Source organism: Luteibacter sp. 329MFSha, assembly GCF_900111665.1.
GTDB lineage: Bacteria > Pseudomonadota > Gammaproteobacteria > Xanthomonadales > Rhodanobacteraceae > Luteibacter.
Genome location: NZ_FOJE01000001.1, coordinates 111341 through 134807, shown reverse-complemented (window position 1 = coordinate 134807; position 23467 = coordinate 111341). Strand labels below are relative to the sequence as shown.

25 protein-coding genes are annotated in these 23467 nt (G+C 67.2%); 5 read left to right on the top strand and 20 right to left on the bottom strand.

Features of this window, described 5'->3' with window-relative positions; genetic code table 11:
• Nucleotides 1-11 precede the first annotated feature (11 nt).
• The 18 genes from BMW54_RS00625 to BMW54_RS00540 all read right to left on the bottom strand — a co-directional run bounded on the left by BMW54_RS00625 (nt 12) and on the right by BMW54_RS00540 (nt 17638).
• Complete coding sequence (locus tag BMW54_RS00625; protein WP_090052092.1) at nt 12-1430, bottom strand: sigma-54 dependent transcriptional regulator; 1419 nt, start codon at nt 1428-1430, stop codon at nt 12-14.
• Between the two features lie 287 nt (nt 1431-1717).
• Nucleotides 1718-2299: a PilZ domain-containing protein gene (locus BMW54_RS00620; protein WP_090052090.1), complete on the bottom strand. Its 582-nt coding sequence runs from the start codon at nt 2297-2299 to the stop codon at nt 1718-1720.
• 29 nt (nt 2300-2328) lie between these two features.
• Nucleotides 2329-2622, bottom strand: a complete 294-nt coding sequence (locus BMW54_RS00615; RefSeq protein ID WP_090052088.1) for a flagellar protein FliT — start codon at nt 2620-2622, stop codon at nt 2329-2331.
• Nucleotides 2619-3035 carry a flagellar export chaperone FliS gene (gene fliS, locus BMW54_RS00610; RefSeq protein ID WP_090052086.1) on the bottom strand — a complete coding sequence of 139 codons (417 nt, stop codon included), beginning with the start codon at nt 3033-3035 and terminating at the stop codon, nt 2619-2621. The genes BMW54_RS00615 and fliS overlap by 4 nt, the downstream gene beginning before the upstream one ends.
• A gap of 24 nt (nt 3036-3059) precedes the next feature.
• Nucleotides 3060-4427, bottom strand: a complete 1368-nt coding sequence (gene fliD, locus BMW54_RS00605) for a flagellar filament capping protein FliD (protein WP_090052084.1) — start codon at nt 4425-4427, stop codon at nt 3060-3062.
• A 143-nt stretch (nt 4428-4570) separates the two neighbouring features.
• Entirely contained in the window at nt 4571-5905 is a 1335-nt protein-coding gene (locus tag BMW54_RS00600) for a flagellin (protein WP_090052083.1), read from the bottom strand.
• Between the two features lie 342 nt (nt 5906-6247).
• Nucleotides 6248-7444, bottom strand: a complete 1197-nt coding sequence (gene flgL / locus BMW54_RS00595; protein WP_090052081.1) for a flagellar hook-associated protein FlgL — start codon at nt 7442-7444, stop codon at nt 6248-6250.
• Between the two features lie 2 nt (nt 7445-7446).
• The gene (flgK, locus tag BMW54_RS00590; protein WP_090052080.1) at nt 7447-9321 is read right to left on the bottom strand and encodes a flagellar hook-associated protein FlgK; all 1875 of its coding nucleotides are present in this window, start codon (nt 9319-9321) and stop codon (nt 7447-7449) included.
• Nucleotides 9322-9348: 27 nt separating this feature from the next.
• On the bottom strand, nt 9349-10344 hold the full coding sequence (gene flgJ, locus BMW54_RS00585; RefSeq protein WP_090052078.1) for a flagellar assembly peptidoglycan hydrolase FlgJ: 996 nt from the start codon (nt 10342-10344) through the stop codon (nt 9349-9351).
• A 1-nt stretch (nt 10345) separates the two neighbouring features.
• Nucleotides 10346-11461: a flagellar basal body P-ring protein FlgI gene (locus BMW54_RS00580; RefSeq protein ID WP_090055540.1), complete on the bottom strand. Its 1116-nt coding sequence runs from the start codon at nt 11459-11461 to the stop codon at nt 10346-10348.
• Between the two features lie 8 nt (nt 11462-11469).
• Nucleotides 11470-12150 carry a flagellar basal body L-ring protein FlgH gene (flgH, locus tag BMW54_RS00575; protein WP_090052077.1) on the bottom strand — a complete coding sequence of 227 codons (681 nt, stop codon included), beginning with the start codon at nt 12148-12150 and terminating at the stop codon, nt 11470-11472.
• Nucleotides 12151-12158: 8 nt separating this feature from the next.
• On the bottom strand, nt 12159-12944 hold the full coding sequence (gene flgG, locus BMW54_RS00570) for a flagellar basal-body rod protein FlgG (RefSeq protein WP_090052075.1): 786 nt from the start codon (nt 12942-12944) through the stop codon (nt 12159-12161).
• A gap of 63 nt (nt 12945-13007) precedes the next feature.
• Nucleotides 13008-13748, bottom strand: coding sequence for a flagellar basal-body rod protein FlgF (gene flgF, locus BMW54_RS00565; protein WP_090052074.1), 741 nt, complete (start codon nt 13746-13748; stop codon nt 13008-13010).
• 57 nt (nt 13749-13805) lie between these two features.
• Entirely contained in the window at nt 13806-15032 is a 1227-nt protein-coding gene (gene flgE / locus BMW54_RS00560; protein ID WP_090052070.1) for a flagellar hook protein FlgE, read from the bottom strand.
• A gap of 19 nt (nt 15033-15051) precedes the next feature.
• A complete protein-coding gene (locus tag BMW54_RS00555; protein ID WP_090052069.1) occupies nt 15052-15696 on the bottom strand; it encodes a flagellar hook assembly protein FlgD in 645 nt (214 codons plus the stop codon).
• Between the two features lie 10 nt (nt 15697-15706).
• On the bottom strand, nt 15707-16120 hold the full coding sequence (gene flgC / locus BMW54_RS00550; RefSeq protein ID WP_090052067.1) for a flagellar basal body rod protein FlgC: 414 nt from the start codon (nt 16118-16120) through the stop codon (nt 15707-15709).
• Nucleotides 16117-16536: a flagellar basal body rod protein FlgB gene (gene flgB / locus BMW54_RS00545; protein ID WP_090052066.1), complete on the bottom strand. Its 420-nt coding sequence runs from the start codon at nt 16534-16536 to the stop codon at nt 16117-16119. Before flgB ends, flgC begins: the two co-directional genes overlap by 4 nt.
• A gap of 184 nt (nt 16537-16720) precedes the next feature.
• A complete protein-coding gene (locus BMW54_RS00540) occupies nt 16721-17638 on the bottom strand; it encodes a chemotaxis protein (protein ID WP_090052064.1) in 918 nt (305 codons plus the stop codon).
• A 153-nt stretch (nt 17639-17791) separates the two neighbouring features.
• Between BMW54_RS00540 and BMW54_RS18890 the strand changes: the two genes are divergently transcribed.
• The 5 genes from BMW54_RS18890 (at nt 17792) to BMW54_RS00515 (ending at nt 21981) form a co-directional block, all read left to right on the top strand.
• Nucleotides 17792-19099 carry a methyl-accepting chemotaxis protein gene (locus BMW54_RS18890; protein WP_090052063.1) on the top strand — a complete coding sequence of 436 codons (1308 nt, stop codon included), beginning with the start codon at nt 17792-17794 and terminating at the stop codon, nt 19097-19099.
• Nucleotides 19096-19797 carry a flagellar basal body P-ring formation chaperone FlgA gene (gene flgA, locus BMW54_RS00530; RefSeq protein WP_217642579.1) on the top strand — a complete coding sequence of 234 codons (702 nt, stop codon included), beginning with the start codon at nt 19096-19098 and terminating at the stop codon, nt 19795-19797. Before BMW54_RS18890 ends, flgA begins: the two co-directional genes overlap by 4 nt.
• 106 nt (nt 19798-19903) lie before the next feature.
• Complete coding sequence (gene flgM / locus BMW54_RS00525; RefSeq protein WP_090052061.1) at nt 19904-20212, top strand: flagellar biosynthesis anti-sigma factor FlgM; 309 nt, start codon at nt 19904-19906, stop codon at nt 20210-20212.
• The gene (locus BMW54_RS00520) at nt 20209-20652 is read left to right on the top strand and encodes a flagella synthesis protein FlgN (RefSeq protein ID WP_090052059.1); all 444 of its coding nucleotides are present in this window, start codon (nt 20209-20211) and stop codon (nt 20650-20652) included. The genes flgM and BMW54_RS00520 overlap by 4 nt, the downstream gene beginning before the upstream one ends.
• 54 nt (nt 20653-20706) lie before the next feature.
• Nucleotides 20707-21981 (top strand): EAL and HDOD domain-containing protein, encoded by a 1275-nt coding sequence (locus BMW54_RS00515; RefSeq protein ID WP_090052058.1) that lies wholly within the window; start codon nt 20707-20709, stop codon nt 21979-21981.
• A 4-nt stretch (nt 21982-21985) separates the two neighbouring features.
• Here BMW54_RS00515 and BMW54_RS00510 read toward each other — a convergent pair whose 3' ends face one another.
• Nucleotides 21986-22396 (bottom strand): MAPEG family protein, encoded by a 411-nt coding sequence (locus tag BMW54_RS00510; protein ID WP_090052057.1) that lies wholly within the window; start codon nt 22394-22396, stop codon nt 21986-21988.
• 11 nt (nt 22397-22407) lie between these two features.
• Nucleotides 22408-23460 (bottom strand): TMEM43 family protein, encoded by a 1053-nt coding sequence (locus BMW54_RS00505; protein ID WP_254778965.1) that lies wholly within the window; start codon nt 23458-23460, stop codon nt 22408-22410.
• Between the last annotated feature and the right edge of the window lie 7 nt (nt 23461-23467).

The following is a 23467-nucleotide window of genomic DNA, read 5'->3' as shown; positions in this document are numbered from 1 at the left end:
CCGACGCGCCATTAGCCCGCCTGGACGGTCTCGGACAGGCCGTACTTGCGCAGCTTCTCGACCAGCGTCGTGCGCTGGACGCGCAGCAGCTTCGCCGCGTGGGCCACGACGCCATTGGCGGAGTTGAGCGCCTGACGAATGAGACCGATCTCGATGCCGGCGAGGTGATCCTTCAGATCGAGACCGCCCTGGGGAAGGACCGAGGGATCGCCCTCGCCGATGAAGGCGAAGGACTCCGTGACTTCCGGCTCGGCCTCCATCATGGCGATCAGTGCGGCGCCGGAGACCTCTTCCACCGGCAGCGCGCCGCGGTATTTTTCCGGCAGGTCGGCGGCACGCACTTCGCCGTGCGGCATAAGGATCGCCATGCGCTCCACGAGGTTGGACAGCTCGCGGACGTTGCCCGGCCACGAATAACGGCACAGCGCGCCCACGGCGCTCGGCGAGAAGCGCACCGAGGACAGGCCGCGCTGGACGAGGCGGTGGTTGAATTCGGACACGAGGGCGGGAAGGTCTTCAAGGCGCTGGCGCAGCGGCGGCATCTCGAGCGGGAAGACGCTCAGGCGGTAGAAGAGATCCTCGCGGAAGCTGCCGCGCTCGATGGCGCCTTCGAGATCGCGGTGCGTGGCGGCGATGATGCGCACGTCGCAGCGCTGCGGACGGTTGCCACCCACGCGCTCGAAGACACGTTCCTGCAGCACACGCAGCAGCTTCACCTGCATCGGCAGGCTCATGTCGCCGATCTCGTCGAGGAACAGCGTGCCGCCCTCGGCCATCTCGAAGCGTCCCTTGCGGGTGCTGATGGCGCCGGTGAACGCACCCTTCTCATGGCCGAACAGTTCGCTCTCGAGCAGTTCGGCCGGAATCGCGCCGCAGTTGATCGCGACGAACGGCTTGTCGCGACGCGGCGAGCAATCGTGGATGGTGCGCGCGACGAGTTCCTTGCCGCTACCCGATTCGCCCAGCACGAGCACACTGGAATCGAACGGCGCGACCTGGCGGATCAGCGCGTTCACGCGCTGCATCGGACCCGACTGGCCAACGAAGCGGCGGCTGGACGCCGGCGGCTCGATCCGCGACTGCAGGCTGCGCAGCGCTTCCGACAGGCGCTCGTAGCGCAGCGGCATGTCGATCAGTTCGACGTTGCTGCTGCGGGTGTCGTCCGCGATCAGCGAGGTGGCCAGCGGTGAATCCGCCGCGACCAGCATGGGAACGTTGCGGCCGCCGCGACCGAGCGACGCGAGGTGCGCTTCCAGCTCGTTCTCGTCTTCGACCGTGCCGACATAGACCCCCCGCCAGCTCTCGGCGACTTCACCGACCGGCATGCGGCCGGCGACGACGGGACGGTAGCCCAGGAAGGCCAGCGCCGAGACGATGGTTTCGGCGCGCGTGGCGTCGGATTCGACGACAAGAAAGTGGGAAGACTTCACCTGGGATACCTCGCTTCATGCGTGTGATCGAAGTGCCTGGCGGGTTCCGCGATGGAATCCCGTCGGCTTCGTTGCAAGGTATCAATCAAGGAGCGTGCCAACGGCGGAATTCCGCCGCGCGAAGGCGGAAATTTACGTCGCGGCGCGGCGGAAAGGCGTCGCGGCCGGTCCCTACCGGCCGTGAGTGGAGCCCGCCGTGAAGGTACGAAGCGTCAAGCGTGACGACAGGCGTCACGAATGTGACGCGGGGCGCCACGCGACGTTTCTACGTCACGTGACGTAAAAGGTCACATGCCTTCGGAAGAGCTTTCGACTGGCCGGGAATGTGCACGCGCTTCGGCCACCTGGCGCCGGTGCTGGCGGAAAACCAGGCGCTCGATGCCGTCGCGGACGGCCTCCGTCAGCCCTTCGAAGACGATGAACCCCTTCCCGTCCGTGGGGCCGGGGGTGCGCACGCCCGGCAGTTCGAGCGGCAGCGCCCGGCAGACGTCGAAATGGATCTTGAGCAATACCGGCTGACCGACTGGCGGAAGGCCGGCCCAGGGCAGGACCGCGCCGATGGCGTTGAAGCGCAGGTTCAGACGCGAAGGCAGGCCCGCCTGCGGGAGCAGCAGCCGGTTCACGATCTCCATCAGAACGTTGAGCTTGGCGTCGAGCCGGGCCACTTCCTGGGTCAGCGGGCTGTCGTCCTCGGCGGTGTCGCTGCGCCGGTCCATCAGCGCCGACACCGCGACCAGCACGCTGGCGTTCCGGTCGTTGATCAGGGCGAGGACCGCTCCGTCGGGTCTCGCGACGCTTTCGACGGTCGCGTGGAAGGCGGCATCCCAAGCCACCCGATCAGAAAATGCCTTCCAGCCGTCGTCACTCATGCGCCCTGCCCCCTGCCGAGAGATTGCGGTCAGAACGAACTATACGCGGCCACGGCGCGACGGACGCGACGCGACGCTTCCCAGGCGATCGCCGCTTCGTCGCGGGCCACGGCGACGAGGTCCTTGATCAGGCCGTCGAGGAGCATGATCGACTTGAGCGACTCCAGCGTTTCGGGCGCCGGCCGCATGGTTCCGGTGCGGAGCACGGGGTCGCGCTCGGCCTCGAGCTCGACCAGGTCGTCCCAGCGCGAATCGCTGGCCGCGGCGTGCATCGACTCGGTCAGAGCCAGGGCCCGCGGCAGGTCGCACCAGACGTCGGTCATGCGCCGGCTCCGGCCACCTGGCGCGCATCGACGGGAATCGCGACCCAGCTGTCACGTACCTGCCCAAGCAGGCGGGTGACCTCGTCGAGGGCCTCGGTGTCGTTGTGCAGGTTGGCGTGCAGGAGACGGCGGCTCAGGTAGTCGTACAGGCCATCCAGCTGACCGACCAGCGGCGTCTCCACCTCGTGGTTCAGGCCCGCCTGGAGTGCGCCGACGATCTCGATCGCCTTGGATATCGCCTCGCCCTTGGAGGCGACGTTGCCCGTGGCGATGCACGCCTGCGCGAGGCGAATGCGCTCGAGCGCACCGTCCATGAGCATGGTGACGAGACCGTGCGGATCGGCGGTTTCGAGGCCGCCCTGGGTGCGGATCTGCTGGTAGGCGCCTGCGCCCTGGGAATATCCGAGTGCCATGTCTGCGTGTCCTGGAGTCGTGCGTTACTTGCTGGCCGTCAGCGCGTCGAACTGCTGCTGGAGGTAGCTGCTGGTCCCGGCCAGCTTGGTCATCATCGCGTCGAGCGCGCTGTACTGTTTGGTCAGGCGCTTCGAGTAGTCGTCCATCTGCACGTCGAAGGCCTCCATCGCCTCCTTGATGTCCTTGGCCTTGTTCTGCAGATTGGCCGTGCGCTGGGTGAGGATGCCGTTCGAAGCCGTCCATCCCGCGATCAGCTTGTCCAGCTTCGGTGCGATGCCGTTGTCGCCGCTCAGAAGGTTCTGCGCCTCCTTGGGGTTGTTCGCCATCACCTTCGTGAGCTTGTTGGTGTCGAGTTTGAGCGTGCCGTCGGTCTGGAAAGCCACGCCCAGGTCGCTCAGCGAACGCGGCCCCGACGAATTGCCCGCGAACTGCGAGCCCAGCAGCGTCGCGACCTGGCTCTTGATCGAGTTGACCGTGGCGTCGCCGATCAGGGCGCCGACCTGCTGGTTGGTCTGGTCGTACTTCGTGAGCTGCTTGTAGGTCGCGATGAACGAGTTATAGGCTGTGACGAGCGAATTCAGACCAGTCGTCACGGCGCCGGGATCATTGGTAATGACGAGCGTGGTCGGGGCATCCGCGGTGGTCGTGCCCGTCAGCGTCAATGTGACGCCGTCGATCGCGGACGTCGCCGTGTTGGATGCACTCGTGGCCTTGACGTCGTCGACGTAGAAAACGGCATCCTGGGCGGCCGTTTGCGGCGTTCCCGTGGCGGGGTCGAAATCCAGCTGCGCCAGATTGCCGTCACCCCCGCTGGTGGTGACCGTAAAGGCGTTGGCGGCACCCGTCGAGACGGACGTCAGCACCAGATGGGCGCCATCCGCACCAGTGACGATGCTCGCGGTGACGCCAGGATTATCCTTCGCCTTGTTGATGGCGTCGCGCACGTTCTCGAGGGTGTTGGCGCCGGAAGCGACATCGAGACTCATCGACTTGTCGCCGATCGCGATCGTGATGTTGCCCGTGCCGATCGCGGCCTTGCTGCCCCCGAACGCCGGCGACATGATCTTCTGCGAGGTCGCCAGCTGGTCGACCTTGATCTTGTAGGTATTGGGCTGCGCGGTCGAGTCGACCGTAGCGGTGAGCGCCTTGCTGTCGCCCACGCTGACTTTCTGCGTCTTGAACGCCGTGCCGTCGGTCAGCGCCTTGATGGCGCTCTGCAGGCTCGTCAGCGACGAGGAGAAATTCCCGACGGCCGAAATCTGGGTGGTGTTCGCCTGCGAGTCCGCGGCGTATTTCGCGTCCTGCGCCTTGCGCTTGTTCGCGACGAGGTTCGTGACGATCGACGCGACGTCGATCGAGCTGGAACCGATGTTGACGGGACTGGTGGCCATGAAGCTCTCCTGGAAGACGCCTCACTGCCCTGGGCGCCAATTTGTCGACGGCTGGCCCCCTTTCGAGAGCCAGCCGTGACAACTAAGCAATTACCCTGCCAAACCTCGGGAAATCTCCTCGGGGTCCGGTGAGCCCTTCCCTGTTACTGGAGGAGCTTCTGGACGATCTGCTGGCTCTGGTTCGCCTGGGCGAGGACCGAGACGCCGGCCTGCTGCAGGATCTGAGCCGAGGACATGTTCGCCGTTTCCTGGGCGAAGTCGGCGTCGGTGATGGCCGACTTCGAAGCCGTCAGGTTCTGCGAGATGTTCTGCAGGTTCGAGATCGTGGACTCGAAGCGGTTCTGCACCGCGCCGAGGTCCGAGCGGAGGCTCGAGATCGACTGGAGGGCGGCATCGATGCGGTTGATCGTGTCGTTGGCGCCGTCGACCGTCTTGATGCTGGAGTCGGCAAGGGTCTTCGTGGTGCCAACCGCGCTGGTGGCGGCGAAGCCCAGGTTGGCTTGCTCGGTGCCCGAAACGGCGATCGACTTGGCCGAGGCGACGTTCAGCTTGCCGTCCGTGCCCACGTATGCCGTTACGCCCTCGCTGGAGTGGCTATTGATGGCGTCGGCTACGTCCTGCGCGTTCTTGAACGTACCGGTGATGTCGAACGACGTACCGCCACCGATCGAGAAGGTCAGGTCGCCCGCGTCGAGCGTCTTGCCCACGGAGTTATCCGTAACGTCGATCGACGTCGCCGTCGTGGCGTTGGCGGCGACGGTGAAGTCGCTGCCCAGCTGACTCTTCAAGAAGGTGATGGCGTCGGCCTGCGTCGCGCCCGTGTAGTCACCCCAGTCGACCGACTTGCTGCCGTACGTGACGACGCCCTTGGTGCTTGCGTTCGCGGTGGTCCAGTCGGTGGTCTGGGCGGTCGTCACGGTCGTGCCGAGCTTGCCACTCAGGTCGATGGAATCGGTGGCCAGCTGGCCGACCTGGTTCGCCTTCATGCCCTTGTCGAGGCCGACGGTGATGACTTCACCGACGTTGGCACCGACCTGGAAGCTGAGTTCCTTGGCGGAACCGTCCAGCACCTTCATGCCGTTGAAGTTCGTCTGCGTGGCGATACGCGTCACTTCCGACAGACGCTGCTGCACTTCGGCGTCCAGCGCTTCGCGGTCGCTCGGCGAGTTGGAGGCGTTGGTCGACTGCACGGCCAGCTCGCGGATGCGCTGCAGGTTGTTCGTGACTTCGTCGAGGGCCGACTCGGTCGTCTGCGACAGCGAGATACCGTCGTTGGCGTTCTGGACGGCGCGGTTCAGACCGTTGATCTGCGTGGTGAAGCGGGTCGAGATCGCGAGGCCGGCGGCGTCGTCCTTCGCGCTGTTGATGCGGTTGCCCGACGACAGGCGCGCGATCGCGGAGGACAGCTTCGTCTGCGAGGTGCTCAGGTTACGCTGAGCATTCAGCGACATGATGTTGGTGTTGATGGTCAGAGCCATGGGATTGATCCTTGGTAAGCGGAACCGAAATGCCGGATTGATGTGCGGCGTAGTCCGGCGGGGTTCCGTTAGGAAAGCCTTCCGCCTCAGAGAGGTTTACGGCACGCCGGGGAGAAACTTGAGGACTTTTTCTACCTGTCAACCACTTTTCGATCAGCGCCCGCCCCGAGAGCCCGTGCCGGCCGCTGTCAGGGTTATTTATCGGCACACCCGGCGAGGGGTTTAGGCCTTTTTTCAAGGAATGCAATGCCGCAATACGGCAAGGTCGAGGCCTGTCCGGCGCCCATAAAAAAAGGCGGCCCCAAGGCCGCCTCAAGCACGTCGCCGCGCGTCTCGACGTTCTTATTTGAGGTAATTGAACAGCGTGAGGCCCTGCATCTTCACGAAGGCCTGCTGCGCGGCGTTGAGTGCCGTCTGCTGCTGCGCGAACTTGCTCGACGCACTGGCGTAATCGAGCTCGGTGAGGTTCGACAGCGTGCTGGCGTACTGCAGGCCGACGTCCGCGCCGATCTGCGTCTGCTGATCGAGCGTGTTCATGCGCGCGCCGATCTTCGTGCGCGTGTCGAGAAAACTCGTCGCGGCCTGATCCAGGTTCTGCAGCTGCGCGTTGATCTGGTTGTTCATCGGGGCGCCACCACCCGGCGTCTCGAACGCGGCGATGATGCCGGCCACCGTCGAAAAGACGTCCTGCGACGACGACGGCGCGACGGCGAACGTATCGCCCGTCGCGGGCGTGCCCGTGAGGTTGAGCTGCGTACCCTTGAAGTTGATGGTGCCGGTTTCACCGGTATAAGTGCCGGTGGAGACGGGCGGCAGCGTCGGATCGGTCGCATCGCGCACTTCGTACGTGGTCGGCGACGTGAACGTGATCGAATACTTGCCGCCATCCCATGCGGAAGCGTCAGTCACCGATGTCGCGCCCACCACCGCGGTACCGGTATTGGCCGCGCCCGCCGACGTGATGAAGGTGCCGTTGCCGCCACGGATCTGCATGAAGACGTCCGAACCGCTGTCGCCCGTCGCCACCTGCATGCCGGCCGCTGCGGCGACCATGCGCTGGTTCTGGTCGCCGCCATAGCTGACGCTGAGGTCGTCGATCGTGAAGGGCTGCGTGCTGGTCCGGCTGCCGGCGAAAATGTACTCGCCCTGCCCGTCGCGGGTGTTGGCGAGGGCCACGAGTTGCTTGAGCGTCTGGCGCAGCTCGGTGGCGATGGACTGACGCGACTCGTTGGTCTGCGTGCCGTTCATGCCCTCGAGCGTGATGGAGCGGATGCGATCGAGGATGTCGCCCGCGGAGTTCAGTGCCTGCTCCTCGGTCGACAGGCGCGACGTCGCGGACTGGATGTTGCGCGTGTACTGGTCGTTCTGCGCGGCGGCGGAACTGGTATCCACCGCGCGCGCGGCGGCGGCGGGGTTGTCGGAGGGCGACTGGATGGCCTTGCCGTTGCCGAGGGCCAGCTGCGTCTGCGACAGCTGGTACTGGCGATCGAGCATCGTGTTGACCGCCTGCTGCTGGCCCCAGGACGTGGAAATGCGCATCGTCAGCCTCGTACCGCGCTCAGGAGGGAATCGAAAATGGTGTTGGCCGCGTTGATCACCTGCGCCGACGCCGCGTACGCCTGCTGGAAACGAAGCAGGTTGGAGGCCTCTTCGTCCAGGTTGACGCCGGAAAGGCTCTGCTGCGATGCCATGGCCTGGTCGAGGATGCTCTGTTGCGCGTCGAGCGCGGTGTTGGCCTGCGCGCCTGCCGTGCCCACCTGGGCGATCAGCTGGCTGTAGGACTTGCCCACCGTCGTGACGCCGTTGTCCAGCACGCCCTTGTTGGCGACGTCCGCCAGCGCGAGCGCGTTCCCGTTGTCGCCGCTGGCCGAACCCGCCGGCTTCACGGAGAACGTGTCGTTAGCGGCAGGAACACCCGACAGCTTTAGCGTCCAGCCGTTTCCGGTGATCGTGTCGCCGTCCGTGTAGTTCTGTAGCGGTCCGCCGTTGACCCGATAGGTGGTGGGCGATTCGAAGACGATATCGACGGGCGTCCTGAAGTTCGGATCCGCGACGTCCGTCACCGTCAGCTTGCCTGGGACGCCCTTGCCCGTATTGGTCGATGCCTTGGTGGCCGCCAGGGGACCGGAGGCCGCGATCTTGTTGGTATCGGACACGACCACGCTGATCGTGGAGGCCGCGTTGCGCGTGGGCTGGATCTGCACGCTGTCGCCGGCCTGCGGGGTACCGGAGGGCACGGTGATCGCGAGGCCGTCGATGAGGATCGGGTCGCCGGCCGCGCCGGTACCCGTGGAAGGCACCGTGACGCCCGCGGTGGTCGACACCACCCACTTGGCACCGTCGTAGCGCACGATGTAATCGGAGGCGCCGAGCTTGCCCACGTCGGTGACGGTGGCCGTGACCTGCGCATTGCCCTTGTTGTTGCTGTTGTTGAGCACCGCCGGATCGGCGATGTCGAAGAACTTGCCGCCGGCGTCGCCATTGAGGTCGATGCCCTGCGCGTGCTGCTTGTTGAACGCGTCCGTCATCGCGATCGCCGCGCGTCCGAGCTGGTTCCGTGCCGGATCGAGCACGTTCGTGCGGAAATCGAACGTTGCGCCCAGCGAGCCCGAACCGAGCTGGCTGCTGATGATCGAACCGCTCGGGCCGACCACTTCGAGGCGGGACGAATCGTACGGATTATTGGCGGTGGAGAGCTGGGTGGACGCCGTGCCGTTCACGAGCGGCAGGCCGTTTCCTACCGAGACGGTGACCATGTTGTTGCCGGCATCGCTGACGTTGACGCCGACGATCTGCGAGAGCTGCGAAATCGCCTGATCGCGCGCGTCGAGAAGGTCGTTCGGCGCCGCACCGCCGACGGACGCGCGCTGGATCTGGCCGTTGAGGTCCGCGATGCTCTTGGCGAGGCTGTTGATGGAGTCGACGGACGTGCTGATCTGCTGGTTGGTCTGCTTGTCGATCTGCTGGAACTGCGACGACAGCGAGCGGAACGTGGCCACCAGCGTGTTCGCCTTGCCGATCAGGGCCTGGCGGCTCGCCGTGTCGATGGGCGCATTCGCGACGTCGCTGACCGCGCCGAAGAAGCCATCGAGCGCCGTCTGCAGGTTGGCCGAACCGCTGACGGCATTGTTCGCCGCGGCCGTGAAACCGGCGTACTGGACCGCCCTGCTCTGCCCGGAACTGGCCGACCAGACGGCTTGCGTCAGGAACTGGCTGTAAGCGCGCTGGACGCTGGTCGCGTCGGCGCCTTGTCCGATGTAGTAGCCGCCGCTGAACTGCGGCGCCCGGGCGTTGAAGGTCGTCGTCTGCCGCGTGTATCCCGCGGTGTTGACGTTGCTGATGTTGTGCCCGACGGTCGACAGGCCGACTTGCGAGGCAAGCAGGCCCGAAATTCCGGTGGAGAGCAGATCGGCCATCGTCGTTATCCTTTACCTTGCGTTCCGTCAGAGGTCTTCGGCGAAGCGTTCCAGCGCCGCGAGCGCCTGCTTCATGACGGGACCGTTGGCGATATCGGTGAGCTTCTTGGCGTAGCTGGGATCGGTCGCGTAGCCGCCCTTGACGAGCGCGTGCGCGAAACCGGCCACATCGTCGCCGCGCCCCACGGCCGCCGCGTAGCGGGGACTGCTCGAAACCATGTCGGCGTAATCCTGGAAGGATTCGGACGGCGAGTCGTACGCGCGGAAGCTGTCCTTCCTGCGCACCGCCACGCCGTCTTCGTACTCCAGCGTCGGCACGTTGACGCGCTTGCCGTCCCAGCTGCTGCCCGCCTTGATGCCGAACATGTTGAAGCTGGTGGTGCCGCCCTGGGCGGGCATGTGCTTACCCCAGCCGGTCTCGAGCGCCGCCTGCGCGAGGAGCGCGCGCACGGAGACGCCGAGCTTCTTCGCCGCCTCGATCGCGTGCGGCGCGAGCTTCTGGACGAAATCGTCGGGGCTGGTCATCTTGCCCACCGCGTTGGCGACCGCGTTGGCGCCCTCGCCGACGGCGCGCCCGGCGCGACCGATCATGCGCTCGAGCGAGTTCATCAGGCCGCTTTCCTGGTCCGACGGCGACGACACCGCGGCCGCCGTGCTGGCGTCGCCGGTGACGCCGGCAAAGAGGTCGGCGGACCCGCCGGTCGACGGCGCGGCGCCGCCGAGCTGGCGGATGAGCATGTCGGCGATACCGATGCCCTTGCCCTGCGACAACGTCAGCGAGAGCTGGTGGTCGAACATGTCGCGGTAGGCCGTGCCGGCCTGCGAGCCCATGATGTCGTCGCCCATGGCCGCGCTCGCGTCGCGCATGGACTTCAGCATCATCTGGGTGAAGATCGATTCGAATTGCTTCGCGACGACCGGGAGGGCCGTCTTCGAATCCGTCTGCGCGGCCGAGCGCAGGCCGGCGAACGCGGACATGTCCGTGTAGGTACCGAGCCTCTGGTTGTCGACCGTGATCGCCATGTCAGATCACCACGAGTTCGGCGTGCAGGGCACCGGATTCCTTGAGCGCCTGCAGGATGGAGATGAGGTCGCTCGGCGACGCCCCGACCTGGTTGACCGCGCGCACGATGGCGTCGAGGCTGGTGCCCGGGCCGAACTTGAACATGTGGCCGCCCTCTTCGCTCACGGCGACCTGGCTGCTCGGGACCACCGCCGTCTGGCCGCGACTGAACGGCGCCGGCTGGCTGACCTGCGGCTGCTCGCTGATCGTGACCTGGATCGCGCCGTGGGCGACCGCGGCCGCGCCGACCTTGACGTCGGAACCGATGACCACCGTGCCCGTGCGCGAGTTGACGATGATGCGCGCCGGCGCGTCGCCGGGCGTGACCTCCAGGGCCTGGATGGTCGACAGCCAGGACACGCGCTGCGACGGGTCCATCGGTGCGCGCACAGCGACCGAGCCGGAGTCCAGGGCGTTCGCCGTTCCGGCGCCGAAGTTCTGGTTCACGGCCTGCGCGATGCGCGCCGCGGTGGTGAAATCGGCCGTGTTGAGGTTCAGCATCAGGTCGCCGCCCTTGTCGAAGGACGTGGCGACGCTGCGCTCGATGCTCGCGCCACCGGGAATGCGGCCGCTGGCGGAGATGTTCACCTGGACGCTGGAGCCGCTCTTGCCCTGCGCGCTGACGCCGCCGACGACGACGCTGCCCTGGGCGATGGCGTAGACCTGTCCATCGGCGCCCTTGAGGGGCGACATGAGCAGTTCGCCACCGCGGATGCTCTTGGCGTTGCCGATCGAGGCCACGGTGACGTCGATGCGCTGACCGGGCTTGGCGAACGGCGGAAGCTCGGCCGTGATGGTCACGGCCGCGGCGTTCTTCAGCTGCGGGCGGACGTTGGCCGGCACGTTGACGCCGAACTGCTGGAGCATGTTCTCCAGGCTCTGCGTCGTGAAGGGTGCCTGGCTGGTCTGGTCGCCGCTGCCGTCGAGGCCGACCACGAGGCCGTAGCCGATCAGCTGGTTGCTGCGGACGCCGCCAACCTGCACGAGATCGCGGATGCGGTCGGCGTGCGCCGGTACGATGGCGCCGAGCGCGAGCACGGCCGCGGCGGTGCGCACGATGGCGCGGAAGCGATGCATGGCGCTCATCAGAACGGCATCCACTTGGAGTCGAAGAAGCGCGACAGCCAGCCGCGCGTGTTCGAATCGGCGAGCGTGCCCTTGCCCACGTATTCGATGCGGGCGTCGGCGACGCGGCTCGACGCGACGATGTTGTCGTTGCCGATGTCCTGCGGACGGACGATGCCCGAGATGCGCACGAGCTCCTCGCCCTGGTTGATCGTGAGCCACTTCTCGCCGCGCACCACGAGCGCGCCGTTGGACAGGCGCTGCGCCACCGTCACGGTGATCTCGCCGGTCAGCTGGTTGCTCTGGCTCGACGCGCCGTCGCCGTCGAACGCGTTGTTGCTGGACAGCGCGCTGTCGGCGCTCTTGCCGCCGATGCGCAGACCCTGCCCGAGAATCGTGGGCGATGCGATGTTGTTGCCGTTCTTCTTGCTGGTGCTGGTCGCGGCCTTCTTGCTGGCCTGCGTCGATTCGACCAGCGCGATCGTCAGGATGTCGCCGATGCGGTGCGCGCGCGGGTCGGCGAACAGCTCCATCGACTGCTGGTCGGCATAGATGGACCCGGTGGCACGCGGCTGCGCGGCGGGTTCCTCGGGAAGCGTCGCCGTGTACATCGGCTTCGGCGTGGGCGGCACGATCGCACAGCCCGCGAGCGTGGCGAGCGGCAGCGCGGCGGCGAGAAGGCGGACGAAGAAGCGGTTCATGACGTGTCTCAGGTCTTGTTGGAGATGAACTGGAGCATCTGGTCCGCAGCGGAGATCGCTTTCGAATTCATCTCGTAGGCGCGCTGCGTCTCGATCATGTTCACCATCTCCTCGACCACGTTGACGTTCGACGTTTCGAGGGAGTTCTGCTGGATCGTGCCCAGGCCATTGAGCCCGGCCGTACCCGTCTGCGGGGCGCCGCTGGCGGCGGTTTCGAGATAGAGGTTGTCGCCGCGCGGCTCGAGACCCGCGGGGTTGACGAAGTCGGCCAGCTGGATGGTGCCGATCTGCTGCGAGGCCGCGCTGCCGGCCGTCGTCACGCTGACGGTGCCATCCTTGCCGATGCTGATCGTCGACGCGTTGGCGGGAATCGTGATCGCCGGCTCGATCGGATAGCCGTCGTTGGTCACGATCTGGCCGTCCTGGTCGCGCTTGAGGCCGCCGTCGCGCGTGTAGCCGACGGTACCGTCCGGCATCGTCACCTGCAAGAAGCCACGGCCGTCGATGCGGACGTCGAGGGGGTTGTCCGACTGCTGCACGCCGCCCTGCTCGAACATCTTCTGCGTGCCGACCACGCGCACGCCGGTGCCGATCATGAGGCCCGTCGGCGATTGCGTCTGTTCCGTCGTCTGCGCGCCAGCCTGGCCGCGGTTCTGGTAGGCGAGGTCTTCGAACTCCGCGCGCGAGCGCTTGAACGCGGTGGTGTTCGTGTTGGCCAGGTTGTTCGACACGACGTCCATGCGCGTCTGCTGCGCATCGAGGCCGGTCTTGGCGATCCAGAGGGACGTGAACATCGTTGACTCCTGCGCGTGCGCGCTTGACGTGCCGGCGACGGGTTTCCGTCGCGGCGGCGGTGGTTACCCCACCTGTAGCAATTTCGATGCCGACTGGGCGTTTTCGTCGGCCGTCTTGATCGAGCGAACCTGCATTTCGAATTCGCGGGAGAGCGAAATCATCTTCACGAGCACGTCGGAAGGGTTCACGTTGCTGGCTTCGATGGCGCCGGAGACCACTTTCACGTCGGCGTCGGCCTGGGCCTGGCTGCCGTCCTTCATGTGCATCAGCCCGTCCGATCCGAGGCTCAGCTGATCGTTGCCCGGGTTGACGAGCTTGATCCGGTCGGTCGTGGCGACCGTCGCGGGCGATTCGCCCAGCGGCACGATAGAGATCGTTCCATCCGAGCCGATCTTCACGCTGGAGGCCTGCGGGATGGTGATGGGACCGCCGCCGCCGAGCACCGCGTTGCCGCGCGCGTCGGTCAGGAGTCCCTGGTCGTCGATCCGCAGGTTGCCGGCGCGCGTGTAGCCTTCGGTGCCGTTCGCCGTCTGCACGGCGATCCAGCCGTTGCCCTGCACGGATACGTCGAGGTCGTTGCCGGTCTGCGTCTGAGTACCCTGCGTGGTGTCCCAGCCCGTGCCCTGCGCCACGCCGTTGATGCGCGTCTGCAGGCCATCGCCCTGCACCGGCACGCTCTGGAACGCGGACAGCTCCGCCTTGAATCCGGTGGTGTTGGCGTTGGCGAGATTGTGCGCCACTTCGGCCTGCGCCCGCATGATCTGCGTGGCGCCGGTCATCGCGACATATACGGAGCGGTCCATGGCGGGATCCCTGTCTGATGGGCGGTACGCGGCCTGTGCCGCGTACCGCCGTCACGCTTAGTTGCGGATGTTGATGATCGTCTGGGTCAGCTTGTCGTCGGTCGAGATCACCTGCGCGTTCGCCTGGTAGTTGCGCTGCGCCTTGATCATGTTGACCAGCTGGGCCGTGAGGTCCGCCGTGTTGGACGACTCCAGCGAGCCTGCGACCACCGTGCCGACGTCGCCCGAGTTCGCCACGCCACGGATCGGCTGGCCCGACTCCGAGGACGGCACCCAGTTGGTGTCGTTGAGCTGGCGCAGGCCCTGGTTGTTGGCGAACGTCGCGATGGCGACCTGGCCCAGCGGCGTGGTCACGCCGTTCGAATAGATGGCCGAGACGGTGCCGTCCTTCGCCACGTCGATCTTCGAGAACTTGCCGGCGGCGTAACCGTCGGTCGGGGCGGCGGTCGTGGCGAAGGTGTCGCCGAACTGCGTGACCTTGTTCACGTCGATCGTCAGGTCGATCGGGGCCGCGCCCGGATTCGGGGACGCCGCGCCGAAGTTGAGCTTGCCGCCGACCGGCGTGGTGATCGCGCCGCCGCTGGTGAACGCGATGGGCTGCGCGCCGCCGACCTGCGTGCCGTCGACGGTCATGTACGCGTTCCACGTGTTCGGGTTGGTCGCGTCCTTCACGTAGTACACGTTGGTGGTGTGCGACGCGCCCAGCGAATCGTAGGCCTGGAACGTGGATAGGTAGTTGTAGGTCTTGTCGTTCGTCGGATCGAACGCGCCGCCGGTCGGCGCCGTGGCGCTCGACGACAGGTTCGCGATCAGCGAGACGGTCGAGCTGGCCTTCGCGGGGCTCGTGCCGGTGGTGATCTTCAGGTCGGTGAGCGAGCTCATGTCGAAGCCGCCGGATGCGGTCGGCGGATACGCCTGCACGTACTGGCCCGTGGCCGTGACGATGTTGCCCTTGTCGTCCGGATGGAAGTTGCCCGCTCGCGTGTACGAGTAGCCGGAACCGTCGCGGATCGTGAAGAAGCCCGCGCCGCTGAGCGCGAAATCGTACGAGTTGCCGGTCTGGGTGTTGTTGCCGTCGCTGAACTGCTGGGCGATGTTCGTCAGGCGGACACCGCTACCGGCCGCGTTGGCCGACAGGTTCTGTCCCGCCACCGAGTAGACCTGCGAGAACTCGGCGCGCGAGCCCTTGAAGCCGACGGTGTTGACGTTGGCGATGTTGTTCGCGGTGACCTCGAGGTCGGCGGACGCCGCGTTGATGCCGCTGAGGGCGATATCGAAAGGCATGGTGGATTCCTCGCTGTACTTACAGGATTTGCGCGATCTGACTGAGCAGGGCGCCGCCGTAGCCGGCCACCTGCAGGTACGTGCCGTCGGTGCCCGAAGCACCGACGCCTTCCACCTTGCCGCGAACGAACGTGTCGATCGCGGTTCCGCCGGAAGTCGCGGAAAGCTGGTAGACGCCGTCGGCGAGCTGCGTGCCGTCGTCGGACTTGCCGTCCCAGGTGAACTTGACCAGGCCGGCGTCCGGCTGGCCGAGCGACATCGTGCGGACGACGTTGCCCGCCTGGTCCTTGATCTGCACGTTGACGTACGTGCCGGAGTTGCCGACGTTCACGGCGCCGCCGAGCGTGCCGTCCGTCAGCTTCGCCGCCTTCGACGGCACCAGCACCTCGGTGCCGACGAGCGACGCCGCGCGCACGAACTGGTCGCCGCTGAGGTTGCTCGCCAGCGAGTCGAACGACTGCTGGAGCTGCTGCGTCGCGGCCACCTGCGAGAACTGCGCCAGCTGGGCGACCGTCTGGGTGGCGTCCATCGGCTTGGTGGGATCCTGGTTGGTCATCTGAGTGACGATGAGCTTGAGGAAATCCGACTGGCTTAGGGTCTGCTGCTGGAGCTGGCTGGACGACGAGGCCGCCGCGCTGCCACTGCCGATGGAATCGACTGCCATGGGTTGGTCCTTACTTGCCGAGGTCGAGCGTCTTCTGCATGAGCTGCTTGGCGCTGTTCATGACTTCGACGTTGTTCTGGTAGGAGCGCGACGCGGAGATCATGTTGACCAGCTCGTCGACCGGGTTGACGTTGCTTGAATAGACGTAGCCGCTTTCGTCCGCGAGCGGATTGGAGGGCTCGAAGCGCGACTGGATGGGCGCCTGGCTTTCCGTCACCCCCATCGTGCGCACGCCCGCGTTCTCCATCTGGCCGTTGACCTGCTGCTGCACCGCGGAGAACAGCGGCTGCTTCGCGTGGTAGGCGGCCGCCTCGCTGCTGGCGACGCTGTCGGCGTTGGCCATGTTGCTGGCGGTGGTGTTCAGGCGCGCGGACTGCGCGGCCATGCCGGAGCCGGCGACGTCGAAGATCTTGATCAGGCTCATGAGCTGCTCCCCGTGATCGCAAGACGCATGGTGTGGATCTGGCCGTTGATGAAGCCGAGCGAGGCCTGGTAGTGGATCGCGTTGGCCGCGAACTGCGCCTGCTCGACCTGCGTGTCGACGGTGTTGCCGTCCATGGTGGGCTGGGTCTCGACCCGGTAGGCCATGCGGTCGGCGTCGGCGAGGGCCACCGCGGGATTGCCGCCGATGTGCCCCGACGAGGTCGCGGTCATGGGCAAGGCATTGCCTTCCACGGCGCCGGTCGCGGCGGCCATCACCTTGCGGAAGTCGAGGTCGCGGGCCAGGAAGCCCGGCGTATCGGCGTTGGCGAGGTTCGAGGAGATCACCTCGGCACGGCGCTGCCACAGGCCCAGGGCCTGCGCGTGGACGCCGAACAGCGAATCGGGTTTGTCGAGCATGGGTCCTGCCCCCTCGTGACCTTGGCGAAGAGGCAGGAGCAAGTCGCGTGCCATGCATGCGACGGCCACGAAAAACGGCGCCGTGGCGCCGTTCTCGGGGATCAGGGAGCGGGGTCGAACCGTCTGGCGCCGGAATTCCGACGCGCCGTACGCGCTGTGACGACGGTGATCCGTCGCCCGGCGATCAGGCCGGGAGCAGTTCGAGGACGGTCGTCGCCAGGATGTCCGGCTGGAACTTGGCGATGAAGCGGTCGGCGCCGACGCGGTCGACCATCGCCTCGTTGAACACCCCGCTCAGAGAGCTGTGCAGCAGGACCTTCAGATGACGCAGCTGCGCGTCGTCGCGGATGGCGCGCGTGAGGGCGTAGCCGTCCATCAGGGGCATTTCGATGTCGGACACGACCAGCGCCACGCGCTCGTCGACCGGACCCATGGCCAGGGTGCCGAGCACGTCCAGGCCTTCACGGCCGTCCTTCGCCACCACGCACTCGAGGTCCATCTTGCGGAACAGGTCGACCAGCTGCGTGCGTGCCACGAGGGAATCGTCGACCACCAGCACCCGACGATTGCGCGCGTGTTGGACCACGGCGGCCTGCTGGATGCGGTCCGAGAGCTCGACCGCCTGGGGATCGACGCTCGCCAGCACCTGCTCCACGTCGACCACGGCGAGGAGGTCGCCATCGAGTCGCGTGACGGCATTGACGCGGGCGCCGTAACCCAGCGCGGCGGGCGGCGCCGTCATGTTGGCGCCGTCGACGTGCACGATGCGGTCCACGTCGGACACCAAAAAGCCCTGCACCGAGCGATTGAACTCGGTCACGATCAGGTGCGCCGTGTCCACCGCGGCGAGCGGGGGGTAGCCCATGGCGGCCGCGAGGTCGATCACGGGAATGGTGTTGCCGCGGTAGTCGAAGCTGCCCGCGACCAGCGCGTGCATGCTCGGCATGCGCTCCAGCCGCGGCCGGCGCAGCACTTCGCGCACCTTGAAGACGTTGATGCCGAAGGCCTGGCCGTCGCCCAGGCGGAACAGCAGCATCGCCACGCGGTTGTGCCCGGCCAGGCGGGTGAAGGTTTCGACGGTGTCGAGGAGCGGTCGGGCCATGGCTGCGCGGCGTCTGCGGATGGTGTCGCGAACCGTATCGGCCAGCCGGCGCGTTTCTGTAGCCGGGCCGTGGCATGTGGATTGCATGGCTCAAGATGTCACGCCCCCTGACGATCTATTGGGGCGACCACTAAAACAAGCGAAAGCGAAGCCATGACCCTCCTCTGGAGCCAGCACGTCCGTCTCATCGCCCACGCGGCCGCCAGCGGCGACGCCGCGCGCGTTCGTGCGCTGTCCGCCCAGTACCCGGCGGCCGCCAGCGCGCTCGGCGCGCTGCTCAAGCCCGCGGAACCGCGCACCGTCGCCGCGACCACCATCCAGGCGATCGAGCAGCAGGGGATGGTCCTGACGAACGCGCAGGCGCTCGGCGCGACGCTGCAGGAACTCGGCACGGCCGTCGAGGGCGCCCGCGATACCGCCGGTCGTTTGACGGAAGCCGGCGCCAGGATTTCGACGGCCATCGACCAGGCCCACGCGGGCGTGGCCGGCATGGCCGACGCCGGCGGCCAGGGTCAGGCGACCTCGGCCGAACTCGACGGCCAGCTGCGTCTTCTGCGGAGCGCCCTGTCGGGCATGAGCCGCAACCACGCGCAGTTCTCCGAATACTTCACGGCCATCCGCAAGCTGACGGCCACGGTGCAGGACATCGCGCACCAGACCAACCTCGTCGCGCTGAACGCCGCGATCGAGGCGGCCCGCGCCGGCGAGGCCGGCCGTGGGTTCGCGGTCGTGGCCGACGAGGTCAAGCAGCTGGCCGAGAAGACCACGCAGGCCACCGCGGAGATCGACCAGGTCACGCAGGCGGTCGGCGAATTCGCCGGTCACCTGGACGACGCGGTCCAGACCAGCCTTCGCCGCCTCGACCAGTCCCAGGCGGGCATCGCGGGCATGCAGGCCTCACTGGGGCGCGTCGACGACGCGGTCCGCGGCGCCCGTGGCAGCCTCGACGCCGCCCGCGAAGGCATGTCCGCCCTCACGGGCCGTGTCGCCACCATCCAGTCGACGCAGGCCTCGCTGGGCCGTGTCACCAACGAGGCACGCCGTCAGGCCGACGCCGCCGCGCGCGCCGCGGTGCTCGCGCACCGGCTCGGCCTCGCCCGCCTGGAAACGGAAGGCAATCTCGACGCCGCAAGCCTCAGCCAGATGATCCGCGAAGCGAGCCAGGGCCTGCGCTACGCGCTCGAGCTCGCCTCGCGCGATCCGTCGGGCCTCGATCGTCGCTGGCTCGATACCACGCCGCTGATGCGCTGCATCGACCAGCTGCGCGCGTTGCGCCCGGACGGCACGGCCGATGGCGTCCGGGCCGCCGGCGAGCGCTTCTCGGTACTTGCCTCGCAGTACGCGATCACGCTCGGCGAAGGGCGTCACGTCGACGCCAGCCACATGCTCCCGGGCCTGACGCGCGAACTCGACGCCATCGCCCAGGGCCTCTCCGCCTCGCTCGCGGAGCGCGCGGCGTGATCCACCGTCTCCTCGCCGCCGGCGTCGTGCTTCCCGCGCTGCTCGCCTGCCCGCTTCCCGCGGCGGCCACGCAGTCGCTGGACGCCGTGCGCGCGCTGGCGGTGGACTGGCTGCAGGCGAACCGCAATCTTCCCGGTGCCCGCATGACCGCGGAAGCCGGTCCGCTCGACAGCCGCCTGCGCCTGACGGATTGCGCCGCCCCCTTGCAGGCGTCGCTGCCGGGCAACCGCCCGCTGGGCGCGCGTGCCAGTGTCGTCGTGCGCTGCCCGGTGCCCGGCGGCTGGACCGTCCGCGTGCCGGTCAAGGTGCAGATGTTCGCGAGCGTGCTGGTCACCAGCCGCCCGCTGGCGCGGGGCGACGGTCCGGGCGCGGCCGACGTGCATAGCGAGGAGCGCGACGTCGCCAGCCTCGCCTATGGCTACATCGCCAGCCTCGACCAGGTCGGCGGCCGCGCACTTGCCCGGCCGCTGAACGCGGGCACCGTCCTGACCCCCGGCATGCTGGCCGGACGCCAGGCCGTGCGTATCGGCGACGCGGTGAGCATGGAAGCCACCGTCGACGGCGTCACCATCCGTGCCGAGGGCGTCGCGATGGGCGCCGGCGACGCGGGCGCACGACTCAAGGTCCGCAACGCGTCGTCGGGCAAGGTGCTCGACGCCGTGGTCAGCGGACCCGGGGTGGTCGCGGTACTGCCCTGAACGAAACAGCGACACGGTCACATTCCCCGGCCCCGGGCCGGTTAAAGTTCGCCGACAGGCTGCCGTTAAAGGGTCTGACGGAACACAAGCTCCGAGGGAAACACCCATGACGACGACGATCAAACCCGGCATCCAGGCTCCCCAGCCGCAGGTGCAGCTGCGCACCCAGAATCCCGCGACCGGTTCCGCCGGTTCGGCGCAGGGCGCCGCCACGGTTCGTCCGACCGACGACAGCGTCAGCATCACCGATTCGGCCAAGGCGCTAGACGCCGCCAGCCGCGGCGAAGGCATCGACACGAAGCGCGTGGACGAAATCCGCGCCCGCCTCGCCGACGGCACGTACAAGCCCGACGCCCAGGCCATCGCCAGCAAGTTTCTCGCGCTGGAAGGCCAGATGGGTAGCGGCAAGGCATGAGCGCAGCGCACGGCGCCGATTTCGATGCCGCGCTGGTCGCCGTGATGGGCGACCTGGCGCGTGACATCGACGCCCTGCACGCCTGCCTCATCGAAGAACGCCTCGCGCTCGACGCCACGGATCCGCAGGCGCTCGACGCCGCGACCCGCGCGAAGGGCGAGCTGCTCGACCGCATCGAATCGCTCGACGTCGAGCGCCGCCAGCTCAGCGAGGCGGCCAGTCTCGACAGCCTCGCCGACGCGCGCTGGGTCGTCGTGTTCGAGCGCCTTCGCGAATGCAGGCAGCTCAACGAAACCAACGGCCGCATCGTCGGCCAGCGAATCGGTCACGTGCGCCAGGCACTGGCCCTGATATCGGGCGATTCGCCCGGTGGATCGACTTACGGCCGCAACGGAGAGGCGAAGATAAACCTCCGTTCCGCGACGCTTGCACAGGTCTGATCCCGACAGAACAGCGACAATCAAGCTCACCCAAGACGGCGCAAGAAGGAAGCAATGGCAGCAACTCCCCAGCCGACAGCGGTGAACGACGACGGCATCCTTCCGATCGTCCGCATTCCCATCCTCGACAAGAAGCAGTCGCTGTTCGCCTACGAACTGCTCTTTCCGCGCCCGGTCGGCAGCGACATCGACGCCGCCTCGCTCGCGCATACCCAGGCCACGCTGAGCGCCATCGCCGACGGCAGCCTCAAGCGCCTGGTCCGAGACAACCGCGCGTTCCTGCACATGTCCCGCGACCTGCTCATGGAGCACGCGGACATCCTCCGCCACAACGCGCGTCTCGGCGCCAGCATCAGCGCCGACGTCGGTCTCGACGAACAGCTGCTGGCGAAGCTGCGCGAGCTGAAGGGGCACGGCTGCCTGTTCATGCTCGAGGACTTCAACCTCCCCGCCGATCCCGAACACCGCGCCGGCGTCGACGCGCTGCTGCGCATCGTCCAGTTCGCCAAGATCGCGGTGGATCACCGCCATCCCGTCGCGGCCCGCGCGCACATGGATTACGTCCACGCGTTCGGCGTGAAGGTGATCGTGACCGGCATCGACACGCACGAGACCTTCGTCGACTACGCCGACCAGGACGTCGACGGATTCCAGGGCAAGTACCTGCTGCGTCCGGAACGCGTGGACATGCCGCGCCTCACGCCGAGCAAGCTGGGCGTGCTGCGTCTCATGGGTGCGCTGCAGGATCCCGACAACGGTCCCGTCGAGCTGGGCAAGATCATCCGCGACGACGCGATCCTCAGCTACAAGCTGCTCGGCTGCGTCAACTCCGCGTATTTCGCCCTGCCCCGCCAGCTCAAGTCCGTGGAACAGGCGGCCGTGTTCTTCGGCGTCAACCGCATGCGCAACTGGATCTTCACCATGGCCGTCTCGGGCATGGACGAACGTCCGCCCGAACTGCTCCGCCTCGCCCTCATCCGCGCGCACATGTGCGAGAAACTCGCGCGTGCGATCAAGCCCGAGCTCCAGGAAATGGCGTTCACCGCCGGCCTGTTCTCGCTGCTCGACACGCTGATGAACGCCTCGATGTCCTACGTGCTCGAACACCTGCCGCTGGCGATCGAGATCCGCGAAGCGCTCCTGGACGGCACCGGGCCCTTCGCCGCGATCCTCGACCAGATCCGCCATTGGGAGCAGGGCGAACTGGAGAACGGCTCCACGCTCGACGAGGAACACGTGGCCAAGATGGCCACCGTGTACGTCGAGGCGGCCAGCTGGGCCGACCACGTCTACGCGTTCGCGGACGGCACGCAGACGGCGGAAGCCTGAGCGGTCAGACCCCGGACGCGGTGATCACGTGGATCACCAGGTATTGCCAGACGAGCAGCAATGCCATCGCCACCATGGTCAACAGGGTCAGTGCCGCGCCGATGGCGCGGCCCGCCGAGATCCCGGGTAAGCGCGACAGACCGAACGCGTGCAGCAGTCGCGCGACGATGAGCGCGATACCGAAGACATGCAGCAGCAGCGGCACGGTCTGGTTGAGTTCGAGGATCAGCAGCAGGATCAGCGCCAGCGGGATGTACTCGATGGCATTGCCATGACTGCGGACCGCGCATGCCACCGTCCGGTCGCCGCCGTCGCCAAGGCCGATGCTGGTTCGTTTGCGCAGGAGCATGACGCGAACCGCCAGGCCCAGCGTGATGAGCACCAGCAATGCCGCATACAATCCGGTGATACGCATGGACGACTCCCTCAGTGAACCTGCGCGGTGCGTTGTTGCACCCGCCAGATGGCGAGGCCTGCGCCGAGTACCGCGAAAAGAAGCCAGACACTGGCGGCCATGGCGTCGCCGGCGAGCCACATCACGCCTGCGACCGCCGACACGACGACCGCGCCGATACCCAGGGCGAACAACGGGTCGCGTCGCATCCGGCCGGTGAGCGCGAGCAGCAGCGCGCCTGCGCTCGAAAGCACGAAGGCGATGATGCGCAGCGGAAGCACGGCCTGCGGCGGCTCGGGAAGCGCCGGCACCACCTCCAGGAGGCTGCGTTCGCCGACCTGCACGTCGAATCCGGCGTCGCCCTCCTTCGCGGGCGCGGGGATCAGCGTGTCGCCGTCGATCCGGGCAAGCACGGTCATCGACTGCAGGGGAACAGCCTCCCAGCTGACGCGCAGGTCGCCCAGTCGCGGATGCGTGGGTTTGGCGCTGGTGACCAGCGCATCGTCCACGCGCTGGAACGTCGCGGCCAGATTGGCCGGCAACTTCTTTTCGTCGGGCGCCACGGTGGTACGGCCAGGGAATGCGCGGAGAATCTTCTCCGACAGTCTGAAATTGCCGAGCTTCACTTCGCCTGCCTCGAACTGCCTGCCCTGGATGGGGAAAGCGCCCGGGTTCACGTGGCCGGCCGGCCGGGCGAACGTCGAGGCATCGATCGGACGATCGACCCAGTCCAGCTCGTAATGCGTGGCACCGCCGACGGTGATCTCGCGCCACTGGAACATTTCGACGTGGCGGATCAGGATCGGGGAATCCGCGCGCACGTTGAATTCCGGATCCCGCGGCGCATCGACGATCTGCGGCATGCCGCTGACGCGCGTCTGCGAGCCGTACTGTCCGGCGGCCGGTCGGCCGGCGGCACCGAGATCGAGCACCGGCGCACCATGCCGCTGGATCGCGGCGGCGTAATCCATCACCCGGCGCTCGTTCCACGCGATGAGGCCCAGCCCCGCGAGCAACAGCACGGCGCCCGCGAGGCGCGTGCCCCAGGCCATGCCGCCATGCTTCACCTTGTACGTCGACGTCATCCTGCCC